Origin of the sequence: Polynucleobacter sp. JS-Fieb-80-E5, from assembly GCF_018882015.1 — a bacterium.
In the GTDB taxonomy this organism is placed as follows: domain Bacteria; phylum Pseudomonadota; class Gammaproteobacteria; order Burkholderiales; family Burkholderiaceae; genus Polynucleobacter.
In genome coordinates this window covers 86,933-101,697 of record NZ_JACVPH010000001.1, presented here as the reverse complement: position 1 = coordinate 101,697, position 14,765 = coordinate 86,933, and the positions used below count along the sequence as shown (strand labels likewise).

At 44.4% G+C, this 14,765-nt stretch carries 19 protein-coding genes and 1 tRNA gene; 10 read left to right on the top strand and 10 right to left on the bottom strand.

Features of this window, described 5'->3' with window-relative positions:
• Positions 1-6: 6 nt before the first annotated feature.
• The 5 genes from nadA to pgi form a co-directional block, all read right to left on the bottom strand.
• The gene (nadA, locus tag ICN44_RS00395) at positions 7-1,122 is read right to left on the bottom strand and encodes a quinolinate synthase NadA (protein ID WP_216261960.1); all 1,116 of its coding nucleotides are present in this window, start codon (positions 1,120-1,122) and stop codon (positions 7-9) included.
• A gap of 391 nt (positions 1,123-1,513) precedes the next feature.
• On the bottom strand, positions 1,514-1,831 hold the full coding sequence (locus ICN44_RS00390; protein WP_216261958.1) for a CcdB family protein: 318 nt from the start codon (positions 1,829-1,831) through the stop codon (positions 1,514-1,516).
• Positions 1,831-2,094 (bottom strand): type II toxin-antitoxin system CcdA family antitoxin, encoded by a 264-nt coding sequence (locus ICN44_RS00385; RefSeq protein ID WP_216261956.1) that lies wholly within the window; start codon positions 2,092-2,094, stop codon positions 1,831-1,833. Before ICN44_RS00385 ends, ICN44_RS00390 begins: the two co-directional genes overlap by 1 nt.
• 70 nt (positions 2,095-2,164) lie before the next feature.
• Positions 2,165-3,550 (bottom strand): phosphomannomutase/phosphoglucomutase, encoded by a 1,386-nt coding sequence (locus ICN44_RS00380; protein ID WP_215319945.1) that lies wholly within the window; start codon positions 3,548-3,550, stop codon positions 2,165-2,167.
• 64 nt (positions 3,551-3,614) lie between these two features.
• Positions 3,615-5,105 carry a glucose-6-phosphate isomerase gene (gene pgi, locus ICN44_RS00375; RefSeq protein WP_216261954.1) on the bottom strand — a complete coding sequence of 497 codons (1,491 nt, stop codon included), beginning with the start codon at positions 5,103-5,105 and terminating at the stop codon, positions 3,615-3,617.
• Positions 5,106-5,205: 100 nt separating this feature from the next.
• On the opposite strand from pgi, the gene ICN44_RS00370 reads away from it, so the two are divergent.
• The gene (locus tag ICN44_RS00370; protein WP_216261952.1) at positions 5,206-6,339 is read left to right on the top strand and encodes an NAD(P)/FAD-dependent oxidoreductase; all 1,134 of its coding nucleotides are present in this window, start codon (positions 5,206-5,208) and stop codon (positions 6,337-6,339) included.
• Here the strand turns inward: ICN44_RS00370 and ICN44_RS00365 are convergent.
• Both ICN44_RS00365 and ICN44_RS00360 read right to left on the bottom strand, forming a co-directional pair.
• Complete coding sequence (locus ICN44_RS00365) at positions 6,336-6,755, bottom strand: type II toxin-antitoxin system VapC family toxin (protein ID WP_071465898.1); 420 nt, start codon at positions 6,753-6,755, stop codon at positions 6,336-6,338. The two genes, ICN44_RS00370 and ICN44_RS00365, sit on opposite strands and share 4 nt — an antisense overlap.
• An 8-nt stretch (positions 6,756-6,763) precedes the next feature.
• Positions 6,764-7,021, bottom strand: coding sequence for a type II toxin-antitoxin system Phd/YefM family antitoxin (locus tag ICN44_RS00360; protein WP_071465897.1), 258 nt, complete (start codon positions 7,019-7,021; stop codon positions 6,764-6,766).
• A gap of 168 nt (positions 7,022-7,189) precedes the next feature.
• Here ICN44_RS00360 and ICN44_RS00355 point away from each other — a divergent pair.
• Positions 7,190-7,279, top strand: a tRNA-Ser gene (locus tag ICN44_RS00355).
• Between the two features lie 97 nt (positions 7,280-7,376).
• Here the strand turns inward: ICN44_RS00355 and ICN44_RS00350 are convergent.
• Together ICN44_RS00350 and ICN44_RS12380 are read right to left on the bottom strand one after the other, a co-directional pair.
• Positions 7,377-7,703, bottom strand: coding sequence for a hypothetical protein (locus ICN44_RS00350; RefSeq protein WP_216261949.1), 327 nt, complete (start codon positions 7,701-7,703; stop codon positions 7,377-7,379).
• Positions 7,704-7,756: 53 nt separating this feature from the next.
• The gene (locus ICN44_RS12380) at positions 7,757-7,921 is read right to left on the bottom strand and encodes a helix-turn-helix transcriptional regulator (RefSeq protein WP_370624856.1); all 165 of its coding nucleotides are present in this window, start codon (positions 7,919-7,921) and stop codon (positions 7,757-7,759) included.
• Positions 7,922-8,508: 587 nt separating this feature from the next.
• On the opposite strand from ICN44_RS12380, the gene ICN44_RS00340 reads away from it, so the two are divergent.
• The 4 genes from ICN44_RS00340 to ICN44_RS00325 are packed head-to-tail and all read left to right on the top strand — an operon-like array spanning position 8,509 to position 11,424.
• A complete protein-coding gene (locus ICN44_RS00340; RefSeq protein WP_216261947.1) occupies positions 8,509-9,405 on the top strand; it encodes a YdaU family protein in 897 nt (298 codons plus the stop codon).
• Positions 9,395-9,637, top strand: coding sequence for a hypothetical protein (locus ICN44_RS00335; RefSeq protein WP_071461902.1), 243 nt, complete (start codon positions 9,395-9,397; stop codon positions 9,635-9,637). Before ICN44_RS00340 ends, ICN44_RS00335 begins: the two co-directional genes overlap by 11 nt.
• A complete protein-coding gene (locus ICN44_RS00330) occupies positions 9,634-10,086 on the top strand; it encodes a hypothetical protein (protein WP_216261945.1) in 453 nt (150 codons plus the stop codon). Before ICN44_RS00335 ends, ICN44_RS00330 begins: the two co-directional genes overlap by 4 nt.
• A 3-nt stretch (positions 10,087-10,089) precedes the next feature.
• Positions 10,090-11,424: a terminase family protein gene (locus ICN44_RS00325; RefSeq protein ID WP_216261943.1), complete on the top strand. Its 1,335-nt coding sequence runs from the start codon at positions 10,090-10,092 to the stop codon at positions 11,422-11,424.
• 185 nt (positions 11,425-11,609) lie between these two features.
• On the opposite strand, the gene ICN44_RS00320 is transcribed toward ICN44_RS00325, so the two are convergent.
• Complete coding sequence (locus ICN44_RS00320) at positions 11,610-12,149, bottom strand: hypothetical protein (RefSeq protein ID WP_216261940.1); 540 nt, start codon at positions 12,147-12,149, stop codon at positions 11,610-11,612.
• Between the two features lie 61 nt (positions 12,150-12,210).
• Here ICN44_RS00320 and ICN44_RS00315 point away from each other — a divergent pair, with 61 nt between their 5' ends.
• From ICN44_RS00315 to ICN44_RS00300, 4 genes are all read left to right on the top strand, one after another.
• A complete protein-coding gene (locus ICN44_RS00315) occupies positions 12,211-12,414 on the top strand; it encodes a hypothetical protein (protein ID WP_216261937.1) in 204 nt (67 codons plus the stop codon).
• Positions 12,389-12,556 (top strand): hypothetical protein, encoded by a 168-nt coding sequence (locus tag ICN44_RS00310; protein WP_216261935.1) that lies wholly within the window; start codon positions 12,389-12,391, stop codon positions 12,554-12,556. Before ICN44_RS00315 ends, ICN44_RS00310 begins: the two co-directional genes overlap by 26 nt.
• Entirely contained in the window at positions 12,556-14,016 is a 1,461-nt protein-coding gene (locus ICN44_RS00305) for a sensor histidine kinase (protein WP_216261933.1), read from the top strand. The genes ICN44_RS00310 and ICN44_RS00305 overlap by 1 nt, the downstream gene beginning before the upstream one ends.
• An 80-nt stretch (positions 14,017-14,096) precedes the next feature.
• The gene (locus tag ICN44_RS00300) at positions 14,097-14,723 is read left to right on the top strand and encodes a response regulator transcription factor (protein WP_071467889.1); all 627 of its coding nucleotides are present in this window, start codon (positions 14,097-14,099) and stop codon (positions 14,721-14,723) included.
• Positions 14,724-14,765: the final 42 nt, after the last annotated feature.

Sequence of the window (14,765 nt, the reverse complement as noted above, 5' to 3'; positions counted from 1 at the left end):
TAAAAATTAAGCGGCGCCAATATTTTTTACAAAGCCATGCTGCGCTTTAGTTAAAAGGTCAGGATGGTTTTTGGTGAAGTCGAGCATACGCTCAATGCAACCTAAAGCCTCAACACGAATAGGTTCTTCGATGAAGATTTCGCCAGAAGCATTTCCTAGGCAATTCAATATTCCTTGTAAGCCATTCATGGCCATCCATGGGCAGTGAGCGCAACTTTTACAGGTTGCACTATTGCCAGCAGTTGGCGCTTCAATCAGTTTCTTATTGGGGGCTAGTTGGCGCATGCGATGCAAGATGCCGTTATCAGTAGCCACAATGTACTCAGTAGCAGCGCCTTCAACCACGGCCTTAATCATGGCAGAGGTAGAGCCCACAACGTCTGCAAGGTCAACGACTGCTTGCGGTGACTCTGGATGAACCAAGATCATTGCGTTGGGGTGGGCGGCCTTTAAAAGTTCAAGCTCAACAGCTTTAAATTCATCATGAACAATGCAAGCGCCATTCCATAGCAACATATCCGCGCCAGTTTGCTCTTGAATGTAGCGACCCAAATGACGATCGGGTGCCCACAAGATTTTTTTACCTTCAACTTTGAGTTGATGCACGATCGCTAATGCACAAGAGCTGGTCACCATCCAATCGGCTTGGGCTTTTACTGCCGCTGAGGTATTTGCATAGACCACGACAACACGATCAGGATGTGCGGCTCTAAATGCAGCAAAGTCCGCAGCATCGCAACCAAGATCAAGCGAGCAGGTTGCATCGAGGTCGGGCATGAACACGCGTTTTTCTGGGCTAAGAATCTTTGCAGACTCGCCCATGAAGCGAACGCCGGCAACAATCAGATTTTTTGCTGAATGATTTTTACCAAAACGTGCCATCTCTAGTGAGTCAGCAACATAGCCGCCAGTCTCCATTGCTAAATCCTGAATATCGCCGTCGACATAGTAGTGGGCGACTAAAGCAGCATCTTTCTCAACCAATAATTGTTTAATGCGGGCAATGACGGCAGCCTTTTCGGCGCCATGAAGCTGGGGAGGGGTTTTTGCCCAAGCTTGGGCGGTACAGGTGGCGCCAGCAGCATTTTGCTGGGGGTAATCAAAGGCAATAGGTGAGCTCATAAGCAATTTTAGCGTGCATAAAGAATTGGCAAATATATTCAAAATGCCGAGTTTTTGCGGAAATTTGCACCAATGGGTCGGTCATTCTTCCCGCTCTCATCAGCCTGGAAATGAGGCCAAAAAAGTTCTAAAAATAGCCCCTTTTGGAGACTTTTTCCTGCCTAATTATTAAGCATCCACAAAAACTATATAAATCAATGAGTTATAACGTTATCAGGGTGCTATTTTTAATGACCGGATAGCCCTTTAAAGTGTCAAAAATGGCGTTTTTAAAGTAAAATCACGCAATTGCGTGAACATGCCGCTTGGGGTGAGGTTCCCCAAGTTCAAGATGTTTCTGTTGGAGCTGGGGATACTCATGCTCCTGGCAAGCCGCTAGTTCACTAGAGCCCTAGTAGCCATGGAAAAGACGATCAATAGCGGCTATAACAACATGCTGTTGATCCCTTAAGTTTCCGATTTCTTTTGTTAGATACTTAGAGGGAATTGCCGCCATTTTTGGGGTATCCAGAATAAAGTCTCTTCCCTGAATGCTAAAACGAGGCATTAGGTCTTGCGTTGTGTTTAAGTGTTGATATCGGTCGCTATTGCGAAGTGGTATTACGACACGCGTATTGAGATCGCTCAAAAGATCGGTTTGCACATCAAGAACGTAGGGGGTGGTTTTGGTGTGATCGTCCGTATTTTTATAAATGCTAAATCTTGCCATTAAAAAGTTCTCCACTTATCCAGTGGAAGACCTTCTTCTTCGGTGATTTGATTGTATTCGCTGATAAATTTTGCATTCTCTAATTTCCAAAGTCGCTCTTTTTCTTGCTTTACAAGCGACTCTAAAAAGGCATCACATGCCTTAGAAATGTTGATGCCCAATTTCTTCGCTTCTGCCAAGACTTCGGTATTGAGCGTTAGATTGGTTGCCTTTTTAGGGGCTTTATCTTTGTTGTATGTGCGGATATTGTCATGAATGATCATGACTAAATTATAGGCATAATTTATACGCAGTCAATATGCGCATAAATTATGTGGGTATTGCAATTAGAGGCTAAAACGGCAGCTTTGCACCCGGCTTGGCTGCCAATAGTACGGCCTTAAACTCGGCCTGAATGCGGGCAATCGCCTCTTCACTATCAGCCTCAAAGCGCATCACGACCACTGGAGTCGTATTGGACGGTCTAGCCAAGCCAAAGCCATCGGCGTATTCCACGCGCACACCATCAATCGTATTGATGGATTCAGAAGTGGGGAACTTGGCATTTGCTTTAATGGTTTCTAGCAAAGCAAATGGCTCACCTTCGGCACAAGCTAATTGCAGTTCAGGAGTGCAAATGGCATTTGGTAAGTCATTAAGCGTTTGATTTGGATCTTTTTCTTTAGAGAGGATCTCAAGCAAGCGTGCACCTGTGTACAGGCCATCATCAAAACCAAACCAACGGTCTTTAAAGAAGATATGGCCGCTCATCTCACCGGCGAGTGGTGCGCCAGTTTCTTTAAGCTTTGCCTTAACTAAAGAATGACCCGTTTTCCACATCAAAGGCTCACCACCATGTTTCTTTACAAAAGTCGCTAGATTACGCGTGCATTTGACGTCATAAATAATCTGTCCGCCCGGATTGCGTGAGAGCACATCTTTAGCAAAGAGCATCATTTGGCGGTCTGGGAAAATCACCTGACCATCTTTAGTAACTACGCCCAAACGATCGGCATCACCGTCAAAGGCCAGACCTAATTCATTATCAGTAGTTTGCAGGTTTTTGATGAGATCTTGTAGATTTTCAATATGCGCAGGATCTGGATGGTGATTCGGAAAATGACCATCAACCTCACAGAAGAGCTCTTGTACTTCGCAGCCTAAGGCCCTGAAAAGTTTTCCAGCAAAAGCACCACCAACACCATTGCCGCAATCCACCACAATCTTCATAGGACGAGCTAACTTAACGTCGCTCACAATACGCTCTAAGTACATTGGAAATATGTCAAAGGTAGATCTAGTTCCTTGGCCCGTAGCGAATTTCTTATCTTCAATACGCTTACGCAATGCCTGAATTTGATCGCCATAGATTGCAGCGCCACCCAGAACCATCTTGAAGCCGTTGTAATTCGGTGGGTTATGGCTACCGGTAATCATGATGCCGGACTTTGGTTTCTTGCCATTGAGTACCTGGTTGGCACCAAAGTAAACCATTGGCGTAGCAACCATTCCTAGATCAATCACATTAATACCGGTAGACAGCAACCCTTCAGTCAAAGCCTCAATCAAGCTAGGACCTGATAAACGACCGTCACGTCCGATCACAATTTCTGTTTCACCGAGCTCACACATCTCCGTACCAAATGCCTGGCCAATGAGTTTGGCAATTGAGGGATCTACAGTCTCATCAATAATGCCGCGAATGTCATAAGCTTTGAAAATGGATGGAGAGAGTTGCATGAGTCTTCTTTCGATGTCTAGGCTAATGCTAGATCTATATAGCTAGTAATAAGCTATTGATCAGCTATTGATTAAATAAGTTAATACGAGCGGCTGTCACTTCATCAATGCCAGCTTCAGCTTGTACCGTGCCACCATTCTTTAGGGCAGCTTCGATTGGTTTAGCCAAGACTTTGCCGAGCTCTACACCGGGTTGGTCAAAGCTATTGATATTCCACAGGGCGCCTAATGCAGCTGTACGATTCTCATACAACGCCAAGAGTGCGCCCAGATAGAAGGCATTGAGCTTAGGCAGAATCAGCAGGTTGCTAGGGCGTTTGCCTGGATAAGTATTGTTCGGGTTTTCAGTCTTTTTGCCATTGGCCAAAGCTTGCGCTTGTGCCAGGCAGTTGGACAACAGAATGCGGTGATGCGCCTTTGCCTCAGGCAAATTGCTCATCGGCTCACGTACTGCGATGAAATCAATCGGAATGATTTCGGTACCTTGATGCAATAACTGGAAGTAAGAATGCTGCGCATTACTGCCGGAGCTACCAAACACTACAGGACAAGAAAACTTGACTGGCTTGCCATCGCGGTCGACGCTCTTGCCATTACTTTCCATATCCAGCTGTTGTAACCACTTCGGAAACCAATCCAATGCATCCGCATACGGAATAACAGCATACGACTTGATGTTGTTTTTCTCTTGCTGATAAAGAAGGCTCAGCGCCATGATGACCGGGAGGTTTTCTTCAAGAGGAGCAGACTTAAAGTGCTGATCCATTGCTTGAGCGCCAGCTAAGAACTGCTTGAAGGTATCAAAGCCATACTGCAGGGCAATTGGTAAACCTACGGCAGACCATACAGAGTAACGGCCGCCGACCCAATCCCAAAACGGATAGATATGGTCTTGATTAATGCCAAATTCTTCAGCTGCAGGCACGTTTGCTGTAACCGCAAAGAGTGATTTGCTTACTTGACTATAGGTAAGGCCATTATTTTTAAGCCATTTCACTACCGCTTTGGCGTTCATGCCGGTCTCAAGCGTCGTAAATGACTTCGAAACAATAATGACTTTAGTGCTATGCGGTAAAGCGCGTTGCAATATGCGAGCCAAATCAGCGGTATCGATATTCGCCAAGAAATGCATCCGCATGCCACGACTTTCAATATCGGGAACATGAGCCAAGGCTTCGATGGCGAGGCGCGGACCAAAGTCGGATCCACCAATACCAATGTGAATGACATCGGTGACGCCGACCCACTTATTGCATAGAGCTTCAATGCGGTGCCAAACTTGAGCAACGTCTGGCATGACATCTTTGCCATTTACCAATACGGGAGATTGGTCAAGGTTGCGCAGAGCAGAGTGCAGGGCAGGACGATTTTCGGAGTTATTCACTGACTTGCCAGCGAAAAGATCGGCAATAAATTGTTCTAAATGAGCAGCTTTTGCCTGCTTAAAGAGGGATTTCCAGCTGGTAGCATCAATGCCTTGATACGCGCTATCTAGAACGATATCTTGGGCGCTAAATAGGGTTTTCAGCTTATCTGCAGCAGGTTTTGAAGACATTGATAGATTTTATCAAGAACTACCCCAAAACCCACTAAAACACTGAAAATGTTACGATTTCAGGATGCAGAGAACAATAATTCAAGGCTTGGGCAGATAGATGGATCAAGTCGACTGTGTCGTCATCGGCGCTGGGGTGGTTGGTCTGGCCGTTGCAAGAGAAATGGCCCTGCAGGGTCGCGAAACAATTTTGCTCGAGCGGGAAAGCGCATTTGGCACGATTAGCAGTGCGCGTAATAGCGAAGTCATTCATGCCGGTATTTATTATCCCAAGGATTCGCTTAAAGCCAAGCTGTGTGTCGAGGGTAATCGCATGCTCTATGAGTATTGCCGCACCCACCATGTTGCCACGCAACCTTACGGAAAATTGATCGTTGCCAGTGATGAGTCCCAATTAGACGATCTGCAGGCAATTCTCTATAAAGCGCAGCAAAATAATGTTCCTGAAATCAAAATGATTACTGGTGAGCAGGCGAAACTCATGGAGCCTGAACTTCACTGTGCCGCAGCAGTGTTCTCAGCAACAACAGGCATTGTCGATAGCCATGGTTTTATGTTGTCTTTGCTTGGCGGGTTCGAGGACGCTGGCGGCATGATTGCCTATCAATCCCCGCTCATCAGTGCAAAACCGATTGGCGAAAATGCTAAGGACGGATTTGAATTAGTAATCGGTGGCGCAGATGGTATGAAGATTCAAACGAAACTGCTGATTAATTGCACGGGTATGAGTGCTCCAGCAATTGCGCAAAAAATAGAAGGTCTGCCACAGCAGCAAATTCCGAAAGCGTATTTCGCTAAAGGCAATTATTTTTCTCTTTCTGGAAAATCACCGTTCAAGCATTTGATTTATCCAATTCCTGAACCTGGTGGGCTAGGTGTACATCTAACGTTAGATATGGGCGGGCAGGCCAAGTTTGGGCCTGACGTCGAATGGCTTGAAATCGATGAGGAAAGCCAAATCGATTACACGGTAAATCCCAAGCGTGGTGAAGGCTTTTATGCGGCTGTCAGACGCTATTGGCCAGGCCTTAAGGACAATGCATTGCAGCCCGATTACTCCGGCGTAAGGGCAAAGATAGTCCCACCAAATGCCCCTGCAGGCGACTTTTGCTTCAATACGCCCAAGGACCATGGCCTGGAAGGACTCTTTAATCTATATGGCTTTGAGTCCCCAGGATTAACCTCCAGCCTAGCTATTGCCAAGCATTTAGAAGGTTTAATTAAGAGGTCTTAATCTACTTGAGCTCGATATTCGAATGGGTTCAGTAAATTAATTTTAAATCGTTTGAAGTCTTTTATATTTCTACTGACCACAATGAGTTTCTGATCAATAGCTGTCGCTGCGATCATGGCATCTTCCCAAACGGTATTACTTTCTTTATGCATGAGCTTTGCCCACAATCTAAAGGTTGATCCCGTCATCGGTAAGACATGATGTGCATTTGAAACTTGTTGCAACCAACTCTCCAAAGACTCTGCTTTATTTTTATCTTGCTCACGAGTCAACTCAATGCCTGCTTGAATTTCACCGATCGAGACTGCGGAAATATAAAGATCATTATCTGAAATGTTCTCATACCACTCTAATACTGCTCCATGCGGTTTTGGTTTACGTAGTTCTGAAATAATATTGGTGTCTAGTAAGTACATGAGCAGTCTTACAGTTTGATGGATTTTCGAAATACACCTTGGCCACGCTTTGGCAGCACTAGGTCACCCTTGGCTTGCTCTGAAAGCAAAAGCGATTTAAGAGAAGGTTTAGCTAACTTTTTCAATGTATTCCACTCCTGGATGGTGATTAATACGGCTGCTTCATGCCCCCGCTTAGTAACCACTTGTGGACCTTCTTCAAGGCAGGCGTTTAGTAACTCGCTAAATTTTGCTTTGGCATCTTGAACTGCCCAGTGCTTATTCATCACCCGTACTCCTGACTAGTTATCTGACTAGTTTATCAGAGAAAAGGCTATATCGGTTGGTGCACATAGAGTATTTAAGCCAATGGAAGCAATCTTTAGAAGGGGGCTTATTGCATTTTTAAGTAGTGGCTCACCGAATTCCTTATAATCTAGGACTGAAATCGCAAAGGAAGAGTGGCAGAGCGGTTGAATGCACCAGTCTTGAAAACTGGCGAGGATGAAAGTCCTCCGTGAGTTCGAATCTCACCTCTTCCGCCATATACGACAGCAGAGCCTCTAACCATGGGGCTCTATGTTTTTGGGGCTCCTCTACCCACCACTCTACCCACCACACAAACAGCGTCTCAATTTGGACCTAATTAGATCCCTTTAGGTTATGTATTTGCGAGCTACGTTCAGCAAGGTATTCGTAGACATCAAAAGAGCGTAGATTCTCGGCGCCACTGATGGTTGGGACATCGCCGTGATACAGAAAGTCAGCAACTAGCTGGTTAGCACTTTCGGCCACATTTACGCGAGAACTCAAAAAATCATCAACTACCTTTTTGCAGCTATTGATGGCTTGGTTCAAATCTTCGAATTCACCTATGTGCAGCCAAGGACTTTCACTTAGAGGGCGCCGTTCGCTAAACACATCTACTGAAAATTTTTGAGAGCAATTGGATGAAGAGTATGTAGTCATACCTCCATTATCCAATTACCAACCCCCTGAGAATCCTCAGAGGTTATGAACCCCTAAGAATTGCCCGTCCTTTCACGCAAGTAAGCTTGAACCTGCTCAATCGTCCAAAAAGATGATCTGCCTATCTTGATGGGCTTCGGAAACTCACCTTTCTGAACCATCAGCCAGAACTTAGATTTTGAAACTGGCATCACCTTTAGTATTTGCGGAATTCTCATCAGGGTTATTGGCGGCGTTTGTGGATTCGTATTACTCACAGTTACCCCCATTTCGGGCGCGCTTCATATTTTTTCGATACACCTGCAAAGCCATCTTCGCAGAACTCATTTTTGTATATCCATAAGAGCGATACAAGCTGTATAACCGAATTGCCACCATTAAATTCATCTCCTGTTGTGTGTTGTTGTAAGCGAATCTGTGTGCTACTGAGTTGCAATGTAGTCAATGAAATTTTGGTGGTCAATCAAAAATCAATACCCACTTTATAAACACAAATTAATTTTTGACTACAAAAAATATTTATTCATAGAAGTACCAAAAGCCAATTAAATAAAGCACTACAGCCCAGTCAGTAAATTCTGATAGAGCTAAGAGAGCAGTGGACACGCGTAGATCAATTAAGACTTCGACTCAAGAAATAAATTCCCACGAATTTTTCAAAATGGGATTACAGACATTTGTTATATAAATAAATTAAAAATAAATTCAGAAAAAACGCGTTTGACGATACGCTTTCCGATTGTTAGATTCATCTCTTGCATAAATTATTTCATGCAAGAAAAGAACAACGCGGAGACAGTATTAAATGAACTACTACGAGCATCACATTGGAGATTACGCAGAAGCCACTGCACATTTGACCTTTATCGAAGACGCTACTTATAGCCGTTTAATTAGAAAGTATTACGCCACAGAAAAACCATTGCCGATTGATGTAAAGCTAGTGCAACGATTGATCAATGCACGATCAAAAGAAGAAAAAAATTCAGTTGTCTCCGTCCTAAATGAATTTTTTACTCTCACCGAAGATGGCTGGAGACAAGAGCGCTGTGATCATGAAATAGCTCGCTTTAAAGACAAGCAAATCAAAGCCAGGCGCAGTGCTGAAGGCCGTTGGCAAGCATTTCAGTCAGATGATTTGCGCCAAGAAAATGACCCTCACAATGCATGCGTTCGCATTGCGACCGCATTGCGAACGCAATGCTCACCAGACACCAAACACCAGACACCAGTCACCAATCTCCATACACCAGACAAACAAAACAATGGGGGTGAAATCGAAAAAGTTTTACAGGGCGATGGTGAAAGGAAAAAACAAATTAAAACTCTTTTTGAAAAGGAGGTTTTAAATATTGGAGAAGACGATGAGCGTATTGCCCAGTTGATTCAACAAGGCCTAACCGTTGAAGATGTTGAGGTGGCTATTGCCCAGGCAAAGGAAATGCGAAGGAGGGCATCAAGCTCTACCCCGATCAATGCTGGATTTGTTCTGGCCATTCTCAAAGGGATACGTAGGAAAGCCCTAGATTCTTCCGAAGATACCTGGTGGAAATCGAATGAGGGAATCGACCTTAAAGGACGAGAACTCGGAATGCGAGCTCAAGGCTCGGAGAGTTATGACTCTTTCAAAACCAGAATCTTTGCTGAACTGCGAAAAAGAAAAGAGATCCCAACTACAACGGAGGCTTCCCATGCAAGCTAACCCATGTATAGCCGGAATCATTGATCGACCCGATATGGAGGATTTCCCAATTGGATCGATCGTTAAAACTCCAAGTGGCCGCGTAGGCACAGTTGTAAAGCATCGCGGGGCTCAAAGTCGTCATGATCTGTTCCAGAGAATCATCATTGAGTTTGATGAGCCCTTTGGCGATTCAGTAGCATTGCAACCTCATCTTTTGAAGATGATCAGAAGACCAGAAGCATCATCATGATTGAAAACAATCAAAAGAAATCAAAGCCAACAGCAAAGCCGGCAAATAAAGGAGGAGCTAGGCCAGGAGCAGGGCGTAAAGAGGGCAGCCTCACCAAGAGGACTCGTGAAATCGCAGAGGTAGCTGCTGCACAAGGCATCACACCCTTAGAAGTCATGATGAGCACCATGATGGCGCTTTACAAGGAGGCAGAAAACTACAACAAGCATGATGATCATGCTCATGAAGGTGTTGGTCATGACCATAACATCATGATCACCGAGAGTCGAATCAAACTCCTGAACATGGCTGCCACCATCGCAAGACACGCTGCCCCCTATGTTCACCCGCGCCTATCTGCAATCGAGCATACGGGTAAGGATGGGGCGCCACTACAAAGTGGCGTCTTGGTAGTGCCAAGCGCCATGAGTATGGATGATTGGGAGCAGGCCGCCCAAGCAAAACACTAGTCCATGAAAACCATCTGGGCACCATTGCCCGGTAGTCAGACTTTGTTTCTGACTTGCCCAGTGTATGAAGTATTGCTAGAGGGCACCCGAGGAGGGGGTAAGACCGATACCTTGCTCATGAGCTATGCACAGCACGTAGGCAGAGGATTTGGCGATCATTGGCGCGGTACATTATTTCGCTTAACTTACCCGCAACTAGCTGACGTAGTAGCCAAGAGTAAGCGCTGGTTCTATCAAATCTTCCCTGGTGCCAAGTTCAATGAATCTGACTATGTCTGGAAGTGGCCCACAGGGGAAATGCTGTACTTTCGTTATGGAGCTAACGAAGACGACTACTGGAATTACCATGGCCATGAATACCCTTGGCTAGGATTTGAAGAGTTAACTAACTGGCGCAACCTCTCGTTCTACGAGGCAATGCATTCCACCTGCAGGTCATCCCATCCTGGGATGCCAAGAATGGTAAGGGCAACATGCAATCCATTTGGAGTGGGACACGCATCAGTAAAGGAAAGATTTCAGATTGGGGCAATACCGGCAGGACAGATCATTAAGCAAGAAGGCGCATTACCCAGGGTCCGAATACATTCGACGATTTATGAGAACACTCACCTACTCAGAAATGACCCCAACTACCTCATGAGCTTAGAGTCACTAAGCGATCCAAATAGGCGTAGGGCATGGTTAGAAGGTGACTGGGATATCCATGTGGGAAGTTTCTTGGAAGGCGTATGGCAGCCCTCTAAACACGTTGTAGAACCCTTCGCAATTCCACCAACATGGAAAGTATGGCGCTCAATGGATTGGGGTTATGCCAGGCCATATGCCGTCTATTGGTTTGCACTATCCAATGATGGAGTCTATTACCTATGGAGAGAGCTCTATGGATATGGCGATAAAGAAAACACCGGCACTAGAGAGGATGCGACAGTAGTTGCTGAAAAAATTAAGAAGATCGAGATCCACGACCAGCGACTTGGATACGAATACCGCATGAACCTAGCCGACCCATCCATCTTTTCCAAGATAGGAGCGGAGAGATCCATAGGGCAAATCTTCAGGGATAAAGGCGTGAAATGGACGGAAGCCTACAACGCTCCCAGAAGCAGAGTAAACGGCGCTCAAGAAATCATCCGGCTGCTAGCTGAAGACAGGCTCAAGATTTTCTCAACCTGTAAGCACTGGTTAAGAACTATTCCTCAACTACCCCCAGATTCATTAAACCCCGAAGACGTAGATACCGATGCTGAGGATCATGCTTGGGATGCAACTAGGTATGGAGTGATGAGGGCCAGACGAACGCCTGAAATTGATTTACTCCATGGATCGAGGGGTTAACAGTATTTCTTGGTTTTGGAAAGCTCAAGGTGACGATATTTATATTGGTGGGGTCGGGCTGGTGAGATTCGTACTCGCGACCAACGGATTAAAAGAAGTCGTGGCTCTTTAAAACTCTATATAAATCAATGGTCTTAGGGGTCAAAAAATGACTGTGCGATTGACTGTGCGATTGAATAATCAAATTAATCTCTTTGCAACACATTTTTATAAGCAAAAAATGCATGTCTATATAGGTGCTCGTAATACTCTCTACCCGTTAGATTTGCATCTTGAAGTGATTGGCTGGCTTCAGGGTGGACTCTAAGATAGTCATATAAGAATGCAGCTGAATTTCTGGCAATTTTCGTTTTTGGTGGATGCATCACTCTTTCATCATCTAGGTGGGCTATAAATTTATCTCTATATGTCCGTACCGCTTGGATATAAGTGGAGAACTCTTCAGGAGTGATTTTTAAGAAATTAAGTAATTCTGATTCAAAATTTTGATGATCTCGGATTACCTTGTGCCAATGATGATTGCCTTTTAGATCTGCAAAGAGCTTGCACCATTCCAGGTACCCTATATCTATAAATCCGCTATTTGCCGTACTAAGGAATTGTGTTTTAGCTTGTAGGTGAAATCCTTTCCATCCTGCCCGATAGAAGGCAAAATTGCGGAAGCAATGAGTGCAAAGAAGCGCAACTCTCCTGATGCGTTCTTGAGGTGACAAGGGGGTATTCATTGGCTTAGTCTAACCAATTTGTTTCGCCAACCGTTACTTACGTAACACTTAGAATATCTATATGGGCACCAATGACCTTGAAATCGTCGGAACGATGAATCCCCAGCGATTAACTTCACTGGAAGAGGATCGCAAGAAGGATCAGGCGGAGATTATTGCTGATCAAGCACATTGGAAGAAGCACGGCACCAATAGGCGTAATGGCGCTAGCAAACCTGAAATCATGGAAGAATTAAGTCGTGAAAGATTCCCCTTGGAAGAGTAAGCCTGCGGTAGAGTTACCGCTAAATGACAATCGAGTCATTACAGGCGAGAAGCTGATTGAGTGCGATAGATTGGTGAAAAAAGAGGCTGAAGCTAAAATCTCTATTCAACCAAAAGACAACGGAGTTACCAAGTGGAATTAATGAATCAACTGCTGTTTGGAATATTCGGACTAATCCTATTTGGAATATTCTTGACCGTGCAAGTTGATAATCAACTCCATAACTCCTTAGAATCCTCTCTATTCTGGCGATATACAGTTTTGCTGAGAAGCATTGCTTATTTTTTTTGGTTTTTGGTTCCGTTTTTTGGTTCCGTTTGTTTACTTCCTGCAAACTATTTATACATAGCATCTGTTGTGTTGCTTGCTCTCTTCTTAAGCAGTTGGAATGCTCCTATTAAGAGGTCGGTGATGTATATCCTAGCTATTGGCTATGTAATATTTTGCTTTGTGTTCCTTCATTTTTTTCTAAAGGAGAATAGCTTTGTTGCTCGCGTAAATACGGTGGCAGGCACACAAATTCCATTGATGATTTGGGAGTTTTTTTCCATTGCATACTACCTACGGAAAAAAAGAGATTACGTTGTTGGCGTGTTAATTTTCTTCTTGGCTTTACAAGTTACCGCCTACTCATTCAGAATAATTACGGTTAATCGGAGCCCTCACTTAAATATACAAAATATCGTAAACGCTGATCTATTGTCCAGCATGATGTCATGGACATCAAATGGGATTAACGTGATAGTTTATATATTGATCAACGCTTACCTTTACCGCAGACTGTGGAAAAAAGAGCGTGAATCAACCTATAAGTATGACATTGCATCAAAAGAGCGGACGAGAATACAAGAGCTTTTAGTTGAGCGCGAAAAATTAGTCTCTTATCTACTGAAGTCCAACAAGACTGCTAGCACCGGCGCTTTAGCTGCATCATTAGCGCACGAGTTAAGTCAACCACTTGGCGCATCTCTTTTAAATGCGCAGCATCTTAAATCCCTAATGGACAGAAATGTAGTTAAACTCGATCTAGAAAAGGATATCGTCAATTCTATTGAGGCTGATACAAGAAGAGCGGGACAAATCATTCGCTCACTGCGCGCACTGTTCTCCGGTGATGCGATTACGTTAGAGAGAATTGATTTGATTGGGCTCGTCTATTCAATAGCCCAATTGGTAGAGCCAGAGTGCAGAGGCTCGAATATTGAATTATTAATTGAGATGCCAGAGCGGTGCTACATCAATGCTAATTCGATTGAGATTCATCAGACCATTCTCAATGTTTTAAATAACGCTATTCAGTCCCTGAAAAGTAAGAACAATATAGAGAAAAAACATATCCTTATTGCCATCAATCTTCAGGGCGAACAAGTCACAATCAATATTAGCGATAACGGTCCGGGTGTTCCTATTGAAAGAGAGCATTCATTATTTGAGTTACTAGACTCACAGAAAGAATCGGGCATGGGCTTGGGCCTTTGGTTGTGCAAACACATCATGACTAGACATGGCGGAGATATTTTTTATAAGCGCGGGTCAAATGCTGGCGCAACTTTTAGCCTCGTCTTCCCCCCCCCAATCCCAGTCGATGATTTGAGGATTTAGCGTATCCCGCGATCGAGGGATATTGATGGGCAGTATGTTTGTCATAATCCGAGAGAGTAATTTTTGGGCAACAAGTAACAATGACCGGTAAAGCTGCAATCCATGATGTTTTGAAACATGTCTTCTTAATAGAGGACGATGCTTCGATGCGAGCTACTTTAACGAGTCTTTTGGAGTTTCTTGGATACCGGGTTTACCCCTTTGCTTCTGCTATAGAGTTTTTAAAGATTCCACTTCACGTTGCGCCAGCAGTAGTTATTACTGATATGCGCATGCCGGATATGACTGGGGTAGAACTACAGGCGGAGTTGATAAAGCGTGGTCGTGAGGTGCCAATTATCTTTATTAGCGCCGAAAGCACTGTTGCACAATCGATTACAGCAATGAAGCAGGGCGCTATTGAATTTTTAGTCAAACCATTTGAGCGAGACGCCCTTTTGGATGCGGTAATCAAGGCTTTAGATATAGATGCTAACAATATGCGCAGCTATGTTGAGCAAAAAGCTTTTGAGGAGCACGTTAAGGCCTTGGCTCCACGGGAGCTTGAGGTGCTTGAATTGCTTGCTTTAGGGTTTAGTAATGCAGAAATTCAAGAAAAACTACAGATTTCACTGTACACGGCCAAGCAGTACAAGGCGCAGGTCATGCGTAAACTGCACTTGCGCTCGCTAGCCCAGCTCATTGCTTTCAAAAAACGAGCTAAATAAGTCGGTCAGTTAGCCGTAAGGCTATCCCTCATTCGAGGGATT